Annotated in this window: 17 protein-coding genes; 9 read left to right on the top strand and 8 right to left on the bottom strand. The window is 71.9% G+C overall.

Features of this window, described 5'->3' with window-relative positions:
• Window positions 1-144: 144 nt before the first annotated feature.
• Together LCD33_RS12615 and dxr are read right to left on the bottom strand one after the other, a co-directional pair.
• A complete protein-coding gene (locus tag LCD33_RS12615; RefSeq protein WP_224956836.1) occupies window positions 145-1,428 on the bottom strand; it encodes an RIP metalloprotease in 1,284 nt (427 codons plus the stop codon).
• Window positions 1,428-2,621, bottom strand: a complete 1,194-nt coding sequence (gene dxr, locus LCD33_RS12610) for a 1-deoxy-D-xylulose-5-phosphate reductoisomerase (RefSeq protein ID WP_224956846.1) — start codon at window positions 2,619-2,621, stop codon at window positions 1,428-1,430. The genes LCD33_RS12615 and dxr overlap by 1 nt, the downstream gene beginning before the upstream one ends.
• A gap of 271 nt (window positions 2,622-2,892) precedes the next feature.
• On the opposite strand from dxr, the gene LCD33_RS12605 reads away from it, so the two are divergent.
• The 5 genes from LCD33_RS12605 to LCD33_RS12585 all read left to right on the top strand — a co-directional run bounded on the left by LCD33_RS12605 (window position 2,893) and on the right by LCD33_RS12585 (window position 5,563).
• A complete protein-coding gene (locus LCD33_RS12605; protein WP_224956838.1) occupies window positions 2,893-3,171 on the top strand; it encodes a GlsB/YeaQ/YmgE family stress response membrane protein in 279 nt (92 codons plus the stop codon).
• Window positions 3,172-3,361: 190 nt separating this feature from the next.
• A complete protein-coding gene (locus LCD33_RS12600; protein WP_224963274.1) occupies window positions 3,362-3,646 on the top strand; it encodes a DUF2631 domain-containing protein in 285 nt (94 codons plus the stop codon).
• A gap of 197 nt (window positions 3,647-3,843) precedes the next feature.
• Window positions 3,844-4,866, top strand: coding sequence for a hypothetical protein (locus tag LCD33_RS12595; RefSeq protein WP_224963276.1), 1,023 nt, complete (start codon window positions 3,844-3,846; stop codon window positions 4,864-4,866).
• A 63-nt stretch (window positions 4,867-4,929) separates the two neighbouring features.
• A complete protein-coding gene (locus LCD33_RS12590; RefSeq protein ID WP_224963278.1) occupies window positions 4,930-5,091 on the top strand; it encodes a hypothetical protein in 162 nt (53 codons plus the stop codon).
• On the top strand, window positions 5,075-5,563 hold the full coding sequence (locus LCD33_RS12585) for a carbonic anhydrase (RefSeq protein ID WP_224963280.1): 489 nt from the start codon (window positions 5,075-5,077) through the stop codon (window positions 5,561-5,563). The genes LCD33_RS12590 and LCD33_RS12585 overlap by 17 nt, the downstream gene beginning before the upstream one ends.
• Before the next feature lie 671 nt (window positions 5,564-6,234).
• On the opposite strand, the gene rlmN is transcribed toward LCD33_RS12585, so the two are convergent.
• Entirely contained in the window at window positions 6,235-7,344 is a 1,110-nt protein-coding gene (gene rlmN, locus LCD33_RS12580) for a 23S rRNA (adenine(2503)-C(2))-methyltransferase RlmN (protein ID WP_224966998.1), read from the bottom strand.
• Window positions 7,345-7,476: 132 nt separating this feature from the next.
• Between rlmN and LCD33_RS12575 the strand changes: the two genes are divergently transcribed.
• The 4 genes from LCD33_RS12575 to LCD33_RS12560 are packed head-to-tail and all read left to right on the top strand — an operon-like array spanning window position 7,477 to window position 10,730.
• Window positions 7,477-8,412, top strand: a complete 936-nt coding sequence (locus LCD33_RS12575; protein ID WP_224966999.1) for a metal ABC transporter substrate-binding protein — start codon at window positions 7,477-7,479, stop codon at window positions 8,410-8,412.
• Entirely contained in the window at window positions 8,409-9,131 is a 723-nt protein-coding gene (locus LCD33_RS12570) for a metal ABC transporter ATP-binding protein (RefSeq protein ID WP_224960015.1), read from the top strand. Before LCD33_RS12575 ends, LCD33_RS12570 begins: the two co-directional genes overlap by 4 nt.
• Window positions 9,128-10,006: a metal ABC transporter permease gene (locus LCD33_RS12565; RefSeq protein ID WP_224960013.1), complete on the top strand. Its 879-nt coding sequence runs from the start codon at window positions 9,128-9,130 to the stop codon at window positions 10,004-10,006. Before LCD33_RS12570 ends, LCD33_RS12565 begins: the two co-directional genes overlap by 4 nt.
• 52 nt (window positions 10,007-10,058) lie before the next feature.
• Window positions 10,059-10,730 (top strand): metal-dependent transcriptional regulator, encoded by a 672-nt coding sequence (locus tag LCD33_RS12560; protein ID WP_374228463.1) that lies wholly within the window; start codon window positions 10,059-10,061, stop codon window positions 10,728-10,730.
• 7 nt (window positions 10,731-10,737) lie between these two features.
• Here the strand turns inward: LCD33_RS12560 and LCD33_RS12555 are convergent, their stop codons facing one another.
• The 5 genes from LCD33_RS12555 to pyrH all read right to left on the bottom strand — a co-directional run bounded on the left by LCD33_RS12555 (window position 10,738) and on the right by pyrH (window position 14,805).
• On the bottom strand, window positions 10,738-11,184 hold the full coding sequence (locus LCD33_RS12555) for a hypothetical protein (RefSeq protein WP_224967001.1): 447 nt from the start codon (window positions 11,182-11,184) through the stop codon (window positions 10,738-10,740).
• 447 nt (window positions 11,185-11,631) lie between these two features.
• Window positions 11,632-12,360, bottom strand: coding sequence for a class I SAM-dependent methyltransferase (locus tag LCD33_RS12550; protein WP_224960009.1), 729 nt, complete (start codon window positions 12,358-12,360; stop codon window positions 11,632-11,634).
• A gap of 13 nt (window positions 12,361-12,373) precedes the next feature.
• Window positions 12,374-13,219 (bottom strand): phosphatidate cytidylyltransferase, encoded by an 846-nt coding sequence (locus LCD33_RS12545; RefSeq protein WP_224960008.1) that lies wholly within the window; start codon window positions 13,217-13,219, stop codon window positions 12,374-12,376.
• Between the two features lie 182 nt (window positions 13,220-13,401).
• Window positions 13,402-13,959: a ribosome recycling factor gene (frr, locus tag LCD33_RS12540; protein WP_224960007.1), complete on the bottom strand. Its 558-nt coding sequence runs from the start codon at window positions 13,957-13,959 to the stop codon at window positions 13,402-13,404.
• A 96-nt stretch (window positions 13,960-14,055) separates the two neighbouring features.
• Window positions 14,056-14,805, bottom strand: a complete 750-nt coding sequence (gene pyrH, locus LCD33_RS12535) for a UMP kinase (protein ID WP_224960006.1) — start codon at window positions 14,803-14,805, stop codon at window positions 14,056-14,058.
• Between the last annotated feature and the right edge of the window lie 267 nt (window positions 14,806-15,072).

The following is a 15,072-nucleotide window of genomic DNA, read 5'->3' as shown; positions in this document are numbered from 1 at the left end:
CGCACGCCGTTCCCCGAACCACGATACCGATAGCCACTCCCCCGGACGGGCAAGGTTCACCCCTGGACTGATCACCCGGCGTGATCGACGGAGGGCACTCGGCGCGATGCCGCCCGGGGTTCACCGGCGGTTCACCCGGCAGCGCTACATCAGCGTCACCGGGTTCACCACGTCGGCGACGAGCACCAGCAGCGAATAGGCGATGAAGACCAACGTCACCCCGTAGGCCAGCGGCATCAGCCGCGCCGTGTCGAACGGGCCCGGGTCCGGCCTGCGCACCAGCTTCGCGAAGCCGCGGCGCACCGATTCCCACAGCGCACCGGCGATGTGCCCGCCGTCCAGCGGCAGGATCGGCAGCATGTTCATCACGAACAGCGAGAGGTTCACCGCGGCCAGCAGGTTCAGCATCGTGATCAGCCGCGCGCCCACCGACACCTGGTCCATCGACAGCACCTCGCCGCCGATGCGACTGGCCCCGACGATGCCCACCGGCGAATCCGCGGACCGCTCGCTGCCGCCGATGGCGGAGATGAGGTCCGGCACCCGCTGCGGCAGCTCCACGATCTTCTGCGCGGTGAGGCTGACGAACCCGCCGATCGTGCGGACCACGCCGCCGACGTCCTGGCGGACCATGACCTGGTCCGGGGTGAGCCCGAGGAATCCGACGACCTCGGTCCGCTTCGGGTCGTCCAGCGCGGGCCGCCTGTCCTGGATCAGGTCGGCGTGCAGGGTGAGGCGCTGGTCACCGCGTTCCACCACGATCGGGACCGAGCCGGCGGAGCCGCGGATGGCCTTCTGCAGCTCCGTCCACGAGCCATAGGGCTTGCCGTCGAACTCGACGATCTTGTCGCCGGGCCGGAACCCGGCGGCCGCGGCGGGCGACGGCGGCGCCCCCGGCGGGCAGGTGCCCTTGTCCTGCGCGTCGGCGGACACCACGCACTCGCTGATCGACGAGACCGAGGTGGTGAGCTCGGCCTTGCCGTAGCCCATCAGGATCCCGGCGAAGATGAGCACCGCGAGGATCAGGTTCATGATCGGCCCGGCGGCCATAACGATGATCCGCTTCCACGGTTTGCGCTGGTAGAACTGCCGGTGCGCGTCCTCGGGGGTGACCTCCTCGGCCGCGGCCTCCCGGGCGTCCTCGATCATCACCCGCCACGGCGCGGAGGAGGCGGTGCGCCCGTACTCCTCGTCCCGCTTCGGCGGGAACATGCCGATCATGCGGATGAAGCCGCCGAACGGGATCAGCTTCACCCCGTACTCGGTCTCCGCCGTCTTGCGCGACCAGACGGTCCGGCCGAAGCCGACCATGTACTGGGTGACCTTGACGCCGAACATCTTCGCGGTGAGCAGGTGACCGAGCTCATGCCAGGCGATGGACAGCAGCAGTCCGACGAAGAACAGGACGATGCCGACGATGACCAGCATCACTGCACCTTCCCTGCCGCTACGAGCTCGCGGGATTTCACTCGGGCCCACTCCTCTGCTGCGAAGACCTCGTCCACGCCCTGCGGTTCACCGCGCCACTGGTCGGCCGCCGCGAGGGTCCGCTCCACAGTCTGCACGATGCCGGTGAAACCACTGTTCCCTCCGACGAACGCGGCCAGCGCCTCCTCGTTCGCCGCGTTGAAGATCGCGGGCAGGCAGCCGCCGGTGGAACCGGCGTGCCGGGCCAGCGAGACCGCGGGGAACGCCTCGTCGTCGAGCGGTTCGAACGTCCACGAGGACGCCTCGGTGAACGACAGCGGCGGCGCGGCCTTCGCTATCCGGTTCGGCCAGTCCAGGCCGAGCGCGATCGGCAGCCGCATGTTCGGCGGGCTGGCCTGCGCCAGCGTCGAGCCGTCCACGAAGGTGACCATCGAGTGCACGATCGACTGCGGGTGCACCACCACGTCGATCCGGTCGTAGCCGACGTCGAACAGCAGCCGCGCCTCGATCAGTTCCAGGCCCTTGTTCACCAGCGTCGCCGAGTTGATCGTGACGACGGTGCCCATCGCCCAGGTCGGGTGCTTGAGCGCCTGCTCCAGCGTGACGCCTTCCAGCTCCGCGCGGCTGCGGCCGCGGAACGGCCCGCCCGAGGCGGTCAGCACCAGCCGGTCCACCTCGTCGGCCCGGCCGCCCGCCAGGCACTGCGCCAGCGCGGAGTGCTCGGAGTCCACCGGCACGATCTGGCCGGGCTTCGCCGCCCGCAGCACCAGCGAGCCACCCGCGACCAGCGATTCCTTGTTCGCCAGCGCCAGCGTCGCGCCCGTCTCCAGCGCGGCCAGGGTCGGCTTCAGCCCGCGCGAGCCGTCCACCGCGTTGAGCACCACGTCGGCCGGGGTGCTCTGCACCAGCTCGGTCGTCGAGTCCGGCCCGGCCAGCAGCCGCGGCATCCGGAACCCGCCGGTGGAGTAGCCGAGCCGCTGCGCCTCCGCGTACAGCGCCAGCTGTACGTCCTCGGCCGCGGTGCCCTTGGCGACGGCGACCGCCTCGACCTCGAACTCCAGCGCCTGCGCGGCCAGCGCGGCCGGGTCGCTGCCCCCGGCGGCGAGGCCCGCGACGCGGAACCGGCCGGGGTTGTTCCGGATCACGTCCAGCGCCTGGGTCCCGATCGACCCCGTGGAACCGAGGATCAGCACGCTGCGCGGAGTCCCGCGCGCGGCGTTCGACTCGGCGGCGCCTGCCTGGCCGCTCGCGGGGACGGGGGATTCGGGGCGCGCGCTCGAAGCGGGGGTCGCGGTGTCCATCACCGCCCATTCTCCCCGAAGCAGGTGGTCGCCGGTCGCTCGCGGTGCGCGAATCCGCGATCAGCGTCACGATCGGGGGGTAGGCCCCGAGCACCGGACGCCTGAACCAGCGGTCCGCGCCGCTGGCACAGCGTTCACACACCAGGCAGGAAGGGGTAGCGCCATGGGCATCATCGGATGGATCGTTCTCGGGCTCATCGTGGGCGCCATCGCCAAATTGATCATGCCGGGCAAGGATCCGGGCGGGATCCTCGTCACCTTGCTGCTGGGCGTGGTCGGGGCTTTCGTCGGTGGCCTGATCGGGAACTGGGTGTTCCACGTCGGACTGGGCAGCTTCTGGTCGTGGCGGACGTGGCTGCTGGCCATCGTGGGCGCGATCATCGTGCTGGGCATCTACCGGTTGATCGTCAGCAGGACCGGGAAGGCCGCCAAGGGGGGCTAGCGCTCTCCGTCCACTCCCAGGAAGCCGCGGAACGGGTTCGCCCGTTCCGCGGCTTTGCGCTGTGCCGGGGCTGCGCCACCAGCGCACCGGCGCGCGCTCGAGCTATGCGAAGATGGGCTACGCGTGGCGCGTGCCGCGCCGAGTAGCAGGTTCAACCGCCCCGGTGGCGGGTTGTGGCGCAGGAGGGTACGTGGCGAGCACGGAACTGGACACCAAGCCCAGTCAGGCCATCGACCCGGCAGACGAGCCGTCGGTCGAGTGGGGCTGGCACGGCGGGTTCCCCAAGGGCACCCAGATCGCCGGCTGGTTCACCGTCTTCGCCCTGCTGATCATGCTGGTGGGCAACCACCAGGGCATCCTCAGCGGCGGCCACGCCTTCAAGACCGAGGACATCTGGCTGATCGGCATCGCCGTGATCGTCGCGATCGGCCTGCTGGCCGACCTGCGCCGCCGCCGCAAGGGCTTCCGCCGCTGACGCGGTGCGTCACCCGGGGACTTGCCCCGGTTGGGACGTTCGAGTGGCACCCGGCACCCGCTCGGCGGAGCGGACCCCGACTCGACCTGCGATGATGATCAGCGGTTGAGCAGAGGTCGCCCGATCGGGTTTGCCACGGGAGGTCTACGTTTCGCTTCGTGGGCCATTACCCGGAGCCGCAACTGCACCGGTGGGTCTTGGCACGTCTGGGGGCGGCGGGCGAGGAGCTCGCCGGATTGCTGGGTGCCCGGGGCCGCGACCGGATACCGCACGAGTTCCTGGCCGATCCCGCGCGGATCGACGCGCACGCGCTCTGCCTGGAGCTGGACGAGCTCAGCGCCGTCCGCTCCCTCCGGTTGCCCGACTCCTTCCTGGACGAGGTGGGTGGGGACCGGGCGCCGGAACGGCTGCCCGAGGTGCTCCACGAGATAGAGCGCCTCGACCGGCTGCGGGAGCTGCGGCTGCCACCGGACGTGTTCGCCGACGTCCCGCTCGAAACCGTCGACTGCTGGCGGCACCGGGCGCTGAACGGCTTGCCCACCGAGTCGACGAACGCCCGGCTGTCCCTGCTGGCCGCGCTGTGCTGGCACCGGCAGGGCGAGCTGACCCGCGAGCTGCTGGGCGTGCTGCTGACCCTGATCGACGAGCTGCGGTCCCGCGCCGGCGCCCGGTTGCGCGCCGCGGGCGCACCGCCCGACGGGCGCTGGCGGCGCTGGTCGCCCCCCGAGGAGCACGCGGACGCGCTGCTGCGGCGTTCCGCCGAGCCGGACCGGGGACGGGCCGCGCGGGCCGCGTTGCACATCACCTACACCTCCGACCACCGGCAGCTGCTGTCCGCGCTGCTGCACGTCCTGGACTTCCGCAGCAGCGACCGGCGCCGGTGGCCGCTGCTGGCGGCGCTGGGGGAACTGGTCGACGGCCCCACCCGGGTGTGGGGCGAGGGCCGCTACCTGCCGTCCGGCCTGGACGTCCCCGTGCGCGGCGTGGTGCCCGCGGGCTGGTTGGAGGGCGTGGTGGACCGGACCGGCCGGGTGGACCGGACCGGCTACGAGCTCTGCGTGCTGCTGGCCTTGCGGGAGGCGCTGCGGGACGGCGCGGTGACGGTTCCCGGTTCGGCCGAGCCGCGCGCGGGCATCGGCGACGCGATCGGCGAGTGCATCGCCTGGCCGCCGGACGCGGCGACGCTGAGCACCTCCGGCAGCGCTCCGCCGCACGGGTGACCGCGGCGTCCCACCACGTGGCGTGCCCTTGCGCGCACCGCTCGTAGCGCCTGGAGTGGGCGCATGACCGGTGCGGTGCTCACCCCGTTCTGGCCGACCCGGCGCGGATCGCTGTTCGACCAGGCGTGTCGGCGGGGCGCGCAGCGAAGTGCGCGGCCGCTCCCGCTCGGCACGCCGGCCATCCAGCACGACGAGGAGGTCACCGATCATGTCGGTCACCGATGAACTGCTCCGCAACAACGAGGTCTACGCCGCGGGCTTCGAGGGCCCGCTCCCCCTCCCGCCGTCCAAGCACGTCGCCGTGGTGGCCTGCATGGACGCCCGGCTGGACGTCTACCGCGCGCTCGGCCTGCGCGAAGGCGAGGCGCACGTGATCCGCAACGCGGGCGGGGTGATCACCGCGGACGAGGTCCGGTCGCTCGCGATCAGCCAACGCCTGCTCGGCACCGAGGAGATCGTGCTCGTCCACCACACCGACTGCGGGATGCTGACGTTCACCGACGAGGAGTTCGCCGCCACCCTCCGGCAGGAGGTCGGGGCCGAACCGGAGTGGGCCGCGGAGGCGTTCGCCGACGTCGCCGAGGACGTCCGGCGCTCGCTGCGGCGGATCCTCGACGACCCGTTCATCCCGAAGAAGGGCTCGGTGCGCGGGTTCGTCTTCGACGTCGCCACCGGGAAGCTCGCCGAGGTGAGCTGACCCGGACGGGAGGCCGGCCGGACAGTGCGGTGCGAGGGGAAGGGAGCACTGTCCGGCCGGCGACGGCCCCCAGCCCGGGGGGGGGGGGGGCCCACGGGGCGCGGCCGCCCCCCAACCCCGGGGCCCGCCCCGCCCGAACTGCCCGCCGGCCGGGGTTTACGAGGGGCCCCCCCGGCGCGGCCCGCGCGGGGGGGGGGGCCGCGGCGGGGGGGGGGGGGGGGGGGGGCCGCCCCCCCCCCCCCCCCCCCCCCACGGCCCGATGCCGGTCGGGGGGTCTCGACATCGGGCCGAGCGATCCGGCATCGCCGGGACCACGACCAGCATGATCTCCGCGCGGCGCGTTTTTCCAGAGGCCCCACACGGTCGATGGACACCCCTTGCGCGGGGTGCGCCGATGTCCTCCCGGCTGCGGAGGTGCGGGTGTCGCAGCGGCTCGCCCGGCACCGTCCGCGCAGGTCAACGACGGGCGTTCGACACCGGGCGAGTACGTGCGGCGGCAACCACACCGGTGGCGCGGTGCTCCGCGGCTCCACCGATCCGGATCATCCGACTTGATGAAGCGGGGCGGCGACGGTCTCCGGCGGAGGTGATCCGGGCTCGCGCGCGGCGGGCATCGCGGCGGTCGGCCGAGCACGGCTCACCGCGCGCGAGGCCGCCGGGAATCGCCGAGGTCAGGCCTCGGCGGCGAGCTGCCCGCAGGCCGCCGCGATCTCCTGGCCGCGGGTGTCGCGGACGGTGCACGGCACGCCCGCGTCCCGGACGCGCTGCACGAACTCGCGCTGCACCGGCTTCGGCGAGGCGTCCCATTTGCTGCCCGGCGTCGGGTTCAGCGGGATCAGGTTCACGTGCGCGAACTGGCCGAGGTGCTTGTGCAGCAGCTTGCCCAGCAGGTCCGCGCGCCACGGCTGGTCGTTGATGTCCCGGATCAGCGCGTACTCGATCGACACCCGGCGACCGGTGTGGTCGGCGTAGCCGCGCGCCGCCTCCAGCACCTCGGCGACCTTCCAGCGGTTGTTCACCGGCACCAGCGTGTCCCGCAGCTCGTCGTCCGGGGTGTGCAGCGACACCGCCAGCGTCACGTGCAGCTGTTCCTCGGTCATCCGCTTGATCGCGGGCACCAGGCCCACGGTGGAGACCGTCACCGAACGCTGCGACAGGCCCAGGCCCTCCGGCGCGGGGTCGCAGATGCGGCGCACCGCGGAGATCACCCGCTTGTAGTTCGCCAGCGGCTCACCCATGCCCATGAACACCACGTTGGACAGCCGGCCCGGTCCGCCGGGCACTTCGCCGTCGCGCAGCATCGCGGCCGCGGTACGCACCTGGTCCACGATCTCCGCGGTGGACAGGTTCCGCTGCAGCCCGCCCTGCCCGGTCGCGCAGAACGGGCAGGCCATGCCGCAGCCCGCCTGGCTGGAGATGCAGACGGTGGCGCGGTCGGTGTAGCGCATCAGGACGCTCTCGATGAGCGTGCCGTCGTGCGCCCGCCACAGCGTCTTGCGGGTGGTGCCCTCGTCGGTGTCCAGCGTCCGCACCTGCGTGAGCAGGGTGGGCAGCAGGTCCGCGCCGAGCTTGGCCCGGCTCGCCGCGGGGATGTCGGTCATCGACTCCACGTCGGCGTTGAGCCGGCCGAAGTAGTGGTGCGCGAGCTGCTTCGCGCGGAACGGCTTCTCCCCGAGCTCGCCCACCGCGGCGCGGCGCTCCTCGACCGACAGGTCGGCGAGGTGACGAGGGGGCAGGCCGCGCTTGGGCGCGTCGAAGACCAGCGGAAGTGAAGTCGACATAGCGCCCACCAGTGTCCCACGGCCCGAGGCGAGCCCCGTCGGCACGTCCGGGTCGGCACGCCGGGACCGGCGGCCCTGGTCCGCCCGGAGCGCGTCCGCTAAGGTTTCGGCATGCCGAAACTTCACTCCCCAGTGTGGCGAACTTTCCGGAGCGGCAGGCGTGCCGCGGCCGGGATCGCCGCGCTGGCCGCCGCGCTGCCGCTCGTCGCCGGGTGCGACGCCGGGCTCGGACGGGCCGAGGACGGCAAGCCCTCGGTGGTCACCACCTTCACCGTCCTCGCCGACATGACCAGGGCCGTCGCGGGCGACCGGATCACCGTCGACTCGATCACCAAGCCCGGCGCCGAGGTGCACGGCTACGAACCCACGCCCAGCGACCTGCTCACCGCCGCGAAGTCCGACCTGGTGCTGGACAACGGCCTCGGCCTGGAGAGCTGGTTCGCCCAGTTCGTCGAACGCAGCGAAGCCCCGCACGTGACCCTGAGCGAAGGCGTCGACCCGATCCCGGTCGCCGCGGGCGGCACCCGCGGCGCCGCCAATCCGCACGCCTGGATGTCCCCGCGCAACGCCAAGACCTACGTCGCGAACATCCGCGACGCGCTCAGCCGGATCGACCCCGCGCACGCCGCCGAGTTCCGCGCCAACGCCGACGACTACACCCGGCGGCTCGACGAGATCGAGCGCTACCTGCGCACCGAGCTCGACCGGATCCCCGCGCGGCAGCGCGCGCTGGTCACCTGCGAAGGCGCCTTCTCCTACCTGACCAGGGACGCGGGCCTGCAGGAGGCGTACCTGTGGCCGGTCAACAGCGACTCCGAAGGCACCCCGCAGCAGATCAAGAACACCACCCGCTTCGTGCAGCAGCGGCAGGTGCCCGCCGTGTTCTGCGAATCGACCGTGAACGACAAGGCGCAGCGCCAGGTGGCCGAGGAGACGGGGGCGCGGCTCGGCGGCACCCTCTACGTCGACTCGCTGTCCGAACCCGGCGGGCCCGTGCCCACCTACCTCGACCTGCTGCGCCACGACGCCGAGACCATCGTCGCCGGACTCTCCGGAGGTGCCCGATGAGCGTGCAGGCCCGGCACGTGACCGTCTCCTACCGCGAAGCGCTCGCCCTCGACGACGTGAGCGTGGACATCGCCTCCGGGCAGGTCTGCGGGCTGCTCGGGGTCAACGGATCCGGCAAGTCCACCCTGTTCAAAGCGCTGATGGGGCTGGTGCGCCCCGACCGCGGCGAGATCCGGCTGCTCGGCCGCGACCCGAAGCGCGCCCGCCGCGACGGACTCGTCGCCTACGTACCGCAGTCCGAGGCGATCGACGCCACGTTTCCCGTCACCGTCGCCGACGTGGTGCTGATGGGCCGCTACGGGCGGATGGGGATCACCCGCCGCGCCCGGCCCGCCGACCGGGCCGCGGTCGCCGAGGCGCTGGACCGCGTCGGGCTCACCGACCTCGCGCGCAATCCCATCGGCGCGCTCTCCGGCGGCCAGCGCAAGCGCGCCTTCGTCGCCCGCGGGATCGCCCAGGGCGCCGAGCTGCTGCTGCTCGACGAACCGTTCGCCGGGGTGGACAAGGGTTCCGAGGCGATGATCGCCGACCTGCTGCGGGGACTGCGCGACGAAGGCCGCACCATCATGATCTCCACGCACGACCTGGCCGGCGCCCCCGCGCTGTGCGACGAGGCCGTGCTGCTGCACCAGCGGGTCCTCGCCCACGGCCCCGTCGACGACGTGCTCGCCCCCGAAGTGCTGGCCCGCACCTTCGGCGTGCCGGGAGGAGTCCGATGAACGACCTCGCGATCTGGCTGCTGGAACCGCTGCAGTTCGGCTTCATGCGGCGCGCGCTGCTGGTCAGCGTGGTGGCGGCACTGGTGTGCGCCGTGCTGTCCTGCTGGGTGACGCTGATCGGCTGGTCGCTGCTCGGCGACGCCGTCTCGCACGCCGTGCTGCCCGGTGTGGTGCTGGCCTACGTGTTCGCGCTGCCGTTCTCCGTCGGCGCGTTCCTGTTCGGCGGCCTGTCCGTGGCCATGATCGGTGCGGTGCGCGGCACCACGAAGCTCAAGGGCGACACCGCGATCGGCGTGGTGTTCACCGGGCTCTTCGCGCTGGGCGTGGTGCTGATCTCGCGGATCCCCAGCCAGGTCGACCTCAACCACATCCTGTTCGGCAACGTCCTCGGCGTCACCGACGGCGACATCGCGCAGGTGCTGGTGATCAGCGCGATCACGCTGGCGGTGGCGGTGCTGAAGCGGCGCGACCTCACGCTGTACGCGTTCGACCCCACCCACGCGCACGCCATCGGGCTGCAGCCGCGGCGGATCGGCGCGCTGCTGCTGACGATGCTGGCGCTGACCGTGGTCGTCGCGCTGCAGGCCGTCGGCGTCATCCTGGTGACCGCGATGCTGATCACGCCAGGGGCGACCGCGTTCCTGCTGACCAGGCGCTTCCCCCGGATGCTGGCGGTGGCCGCGGCGCTGTCGGTCGGCAGCGGGATCGCGGGCACCTACCTGAGCTTCCACCTGGACACCTCGACCGGCGGGATGATCGTGTGCTGCCAGGCCGCGCTGTTCCTGCTCACCTACCTGTTCGCACCCGGGCAGGGGCTGTTCCGGGAGCTGCTGCGGCGGCGCGCGCGGCGCGCGGAGGCCGCCACCGCCGGATAGTCCACCCACTCGTGGCACCACCCGGTCTCCTATCGTGGGGGCCATGACGAGCATGGCCGAACGCCCTTCGGCGTCCGTGGAGGACTACGTCCGGGCGATCTACGGGCTCACCGAGCGCGGGGTGGCCGTGACCAACGCGACGCTGACGCAGCGGCTGGGGCTCAGCCCCTCCTCCGTCTCCGGGATGATCACCAAACTGGCCCAGCTGGGGCTGGTCACGCACATCCGCTACCGCAGCGTCGAACTCACCGCGGAAGGCCGCAGGCTCGCCTACGACGTGCTGCGCAGGCACCGGCTGCTGGAGCTGTTCCTGGTGGAGGTGCTCGACTACACCTGGGACGAGGTGCACCCGGAGGCCGACGGGCTGGAGCACGCCGTCTTCGACGAGCTCATCGAGCACATCGCCGCGAAGCTCGGCCACCCCACCCACGACCCGCACGGCGACCCCATCCCCACCGCGGACGGCGTCGTGGAGAAGCCCACCACCCGGCTGCTGGACCAGGTCGAACCGGGCACCGTCGGCACCATCGCGCGGGTCTGGGACACGGATTCGGAGCTGCTGCGCTACCTCACCGACCACGGGATGATCCTCGGCGCGCGCATCGAGGTCGTGGAGCGCAAACCGTTCGGCGGCCCGCTCGTGGTGCGAGTGGGGGAGCCGGCGGAGGCCGAGACGCACTTCCTCGGCACCGAGATCGCGAGCACGCTGTCCATCCGCAGCTGACCCCCGGTCAGGAGGCGCGGCGGTCGTGCTCGGCCCGCGGCTCCTCCCCTTCCGCCCGCTCGTCCTCGGACGTCCCCGAACCGTAGAGCTCGTCGGCGAGGAGGCGGTCGTGCAACTGGTCGGTGCGGTGCGCGCCGAGCACCGCGAGCAGCAGGTCGAACCGGTGGTCGGTGAGCACGATCGCGACGTGCGCGAAGCCGCCCAACCCGCCGAGCACCAGCACCGACACCCACCGCGCCGGCACCTCGTCCTGCACCAGCAGCACCACCGCGACCGCCAGGGCCAGCACCGAGGTGAACGCGACGGCCCTGGCCAGCATCAGCCGCCGCCACAACGTCCGGAAGGTCGGGTGCTGCCGGGACAGCTCCCGGACGAGCCCGGCTCGTTCGCGCCGGTCCATCCGCGCGACCTGGCTCAATCCCGCGGTGACCGGTCCGCCCGCGTGAAAGGCCATCTGGTCGCTCCTGTTGCACGTGTTCGCGGCGGGATCCGGCCGGTTCCCGGCCACTTCGGAGTTCGCCCCGAGACCGCGATCGAGGCCCGGCCGCCGCACCGCGGCCCGCGGTGGGGTCGTCGCCGGATCAGCCCGGCGGGCACCACACTCCGTCACCAAGACAAGTCGATCACGACGGAGCGCTGCGAACAAGGCGTCATTCGGGGGCGCCCGAACCGCGGTCCGGACACCTCGGCGTGACTGCGACCGAGTGCACGACAAGTCTTGATCGTCCGGTCGGTTGGTCTTGCCAGCCGTTCGGGAAATGTCGCTACTTTACGTGTCGGCACCCGCGCGTTGATCACCCGGCACGCGCTCCGACCAGGTGTTTTGCCGACACTGCGAGTGCCGGTCGGTATTCGGAAGAAATCTTCGAGCACCGCGAATCGGCAATGCCGGCGCACCGGTTCAAAAACCCCGGACCAGCCCCACCGGACGAGCGCGAATGCGCACCCGATAACCCACTTCGAACTCGCAGCCGGAGATCTGCCGCAACGCCCGGCGCGCCACCTTCGGCGAGAACTCGATCCCCAGCACCGCCGCCAGCTCGGCCCGGTCCGCGAACCGCCACACCGCGCGCACCGACTCGCTGCGGAAACCGTGCAGCTGGAAGAACCGCTCCACCGCGACCGGGTCGAACCGCGGTGAATCCGCGCGCATCCAGTCGCCGTACGGCGAGCACGACCCGTCCAGGTCGACGATCGCGAGCGTGCCACCCGGCCGCAGCACCCGCTCGGCCTCCACCAGCCCCGGTTCGCAGCCCGGTCCGAAGAAGTACGCGGTCCGGGCGTGCACCAGGTCCGCGCAGGCACCGGCCAGCGGCAACCGCTGCGCAGGAGCCTGCAGCACCGCCACCCCCGGCATCCCGGCCACCCGCGACCGCGCTCGCTCCACCAGCGGCGGGTGCGGTTCCACCCCCACCACCGAACGCGCCGACTCCGCGAAGACCCCCAGGTGGAACCCGTCGCCGCAGCCCACGTCCACCACGTCGCCGCCGGACCAGTCGCAGCTCGCGCGCAACGCCGCCCACAGCGCGCCGGACACGTCCTGCGCGCGGTTCTCCCGCTCGTAGACGTCCGGCCAGTGCCAGATGTTCGGACTCGGCGTGATCCGGGCCGGATCGCCCGACCCGATCACCGCACCGACCCGATCATTGCGGGAGCAGCCAGAACAACATCATCCACGCCACCACCGCGGACGGCAGCAGCGAATCCATCCGGTCCATCAGGCCACCGTGACCGGGCAGCATGTTGCCCATGTCCTTGATCCCCAGGTCCCGCTTGATGACCGACTCCATCAGGTCGCCCAGCGTCGCGCTGCACACCAGCGCGGCGCCGAACAGCGCGCCCTGCCACCACTCGCCGCCCAGCAGCAGCACCACCGACAGCACGCCCGCCACGGCGCCCGTCAGCATCGAACCCGCGAAGCCCTCCCAGGACTTCTTCGGGCTGATCGACGGCGCCATCGGGTGCTTGCCCAGCAGGACGCCGAACGCGTAACCACCGGTGTCCGAGGCCACCACACCGATCATGAAGCACAGCGCGCGGAACGCGCCGTCCGACGGCACCGCCAGCATCGCCGCGAACGACGCGAACATCGGGACGTACGCGGCGGTGAACACCGACGCCGTCACATCGCGCAGATAACCGTCCACGCCGAACCGGAACCGCCACGCCAGGCAGCCCAACGTCGTGATCGTGAACGCCACCAGCAGGCCGCGCAGCCCGAACGGCCAGGACAACCAGATCATCAGCTGCCCGCCCACCAGCACGGGCAGCATGCTCACCCGGATGTCCGCGCCGCGGCGCAGCGCCCCGGCCAGCTCCACCGTGGACACCGCGGCCGCCACCGCGACGATGCCGATGAACAGGTGCCGCAGCATCAGCAACGACAGGATCACCGCGGCGCCCAGCACGACGCCCACCGCGATCGCCGCCCGCAGATCACGACCCGCCCGGGAGGGACGCGACGGCTCGTCCGGTGCGGAAGCGGACATCCCGGACTCACCTTCGCGCTGGCTGGTCGTCACCGAAGGTCGCCCGGGTCCAGCACACCCGGCACCCGGGCGGCCTGCGGCCTGACCCCGGGCGGACACGAGCGGAAACGACCAGACGCCCACGCGGGCGCCGCCGGCGAAAGCGGCCCGGCAGCCGCGAACCACAGTTGCAAGACAGCCTCTCAAACTTCGAGGAGCTCTGCTTCCTTGTGCTTGACGAGCTCATCGATCTGGGCCGTGAAGCGGTGGGTGAGGTTGTCCAGTTCCTTCTCACCGCGCGTGCCCTCGTCCTCGCCCGCGTCGCCGTCCTTGACCGCGCGGTCGATGCCTTCCTTGACCTTGCGCCGGATGCCGCGGATGGTGATCTTGCCTTCCTCGCCCTTGTGCTTGGCGAGCTTGACCATCTCCTTGCGGCGCTCCTCGGTCATCTGCGGGATCGCGATCCGGATCAGCTGACCGTCGTTCGACGGGTTCACGCCCAGGTCCGAGTCCCGGATGGCCTTCTCCATCGCCGCGAGCTGGCTGGAGTCGTAGGGCTTGATGACGACCAGCCGGGCTTCGGGCACGCTGACGCTGGCCAGCTGGTTCAGCGGCGTCGGCGAACCGTAGTAGTCGACGACGATGCCGGAGAACATCGCCGGGTTGGCACGGCCGGTGCGAACCGTGGCCAGATCGTCCTTGGCCACGTGCACCGCCTTCTCCATCTTCTCCTCGCCGTCGAGGAGGGCCTCGTCGATCACGGTTGCTCCTTAGGTGTGGCGGCCGATGTACGTGCAGTGCGCGCCGCGCGACGCGGTGAAGCGTCGTCAGCGGACCCGATCAGGATCTCAGCAGCGTCACGCAGACGCTGCGGCAGGGGTGCTGACCAGGGTTCCGATCTTCTCACCGCGAACCGCGCGGGCGATGTTGCCCTCCTGCAGGAGGTTGAACACCAGGATCGGCATGGCGTTGTCCATGCAGAGGCTGAACGCGGTCGCGTCGGCGACCTTCAAGCCCCGCTCCAGCACCTCGCGGTGGCTGACCGCGTCGAAGCGCACCGCCGTCGGGTCCGTCTTCGGGTCCGCGGTGTAGACGCCGTCGACGGCCTTCGCCATCAGCACGACCTCGCAGCCGATCTCCAGCGCGCGCTGGGCGGCGGCGGTGTCGGTGGAGAAGTACGGCATCCCGGTACCGGCACCGAAGATGACCACGCGGCCCTTCTCCATGTGCCTGCTCGCGCGGCGCGGGATGTACGGCTCGGCGACCTGGCCCATCTCGATCGCCGTCATCACCCGGGTGTCGATGTCGTGCTCGCGCTCCAGGAAGTCCTGCAGCGCCAGGCAGTTCATCACCGTGCCCAGCATGCTCATGTAGTCGCCGCGGGCGCGTTCCATGCCGCGCTGCTGCAGCTCCGCACCGCGGAAGAAGTTCCCGCCGCCGATGACCACGGCGACCTCGACCCCGCTCGCGACGACCTCGGCGATCTGCCTGGCCACCGTTCCCACCACGTCCGGATCGACGCCGACGGCGCCACCGCCGAACATCTCACCGCCCAGCTTGAGCAGCACACGCCCGTAGCCGTCTTCCGACGTGCCGTCGTCGGTCACTGGGTTCCTCCTGGAGGGCCGTTGTTCCACGGTGATCGTGCAGCACCACCTGTGCTGCGCTGCGCGAACGCCCCGCCCTCCCACTGGGCGGAGGCGGGGCGTGCGGGTCGCGAACCCCGCCACCGGGATCGTCCGGTGGCGGCGACGCGGAACCGGGGGGGGGGGGGGGGGGGGGGGGGCGCCGCCGGGGCCTGGTCGGCGCCGGGGCGAGCACCACGACCGCGACCGGCCGGGAGGCCGGCGGCCCGCCGCCGGGCAGGCCGCGGG

The organism is Saccharopolyspora sp. 7B (genome assembly GCF_020177435.1).
GTDB lineage: Bacteria > Actinomycetota > Actinomycetes > Mycobacteriales > Pseudonocardiaceae > Saccharopolyspora_C > Saccharopolyspora_C gregorii.
This window is presented reverse-complemented; position numbering and strand designations above follow the sequence as displayed.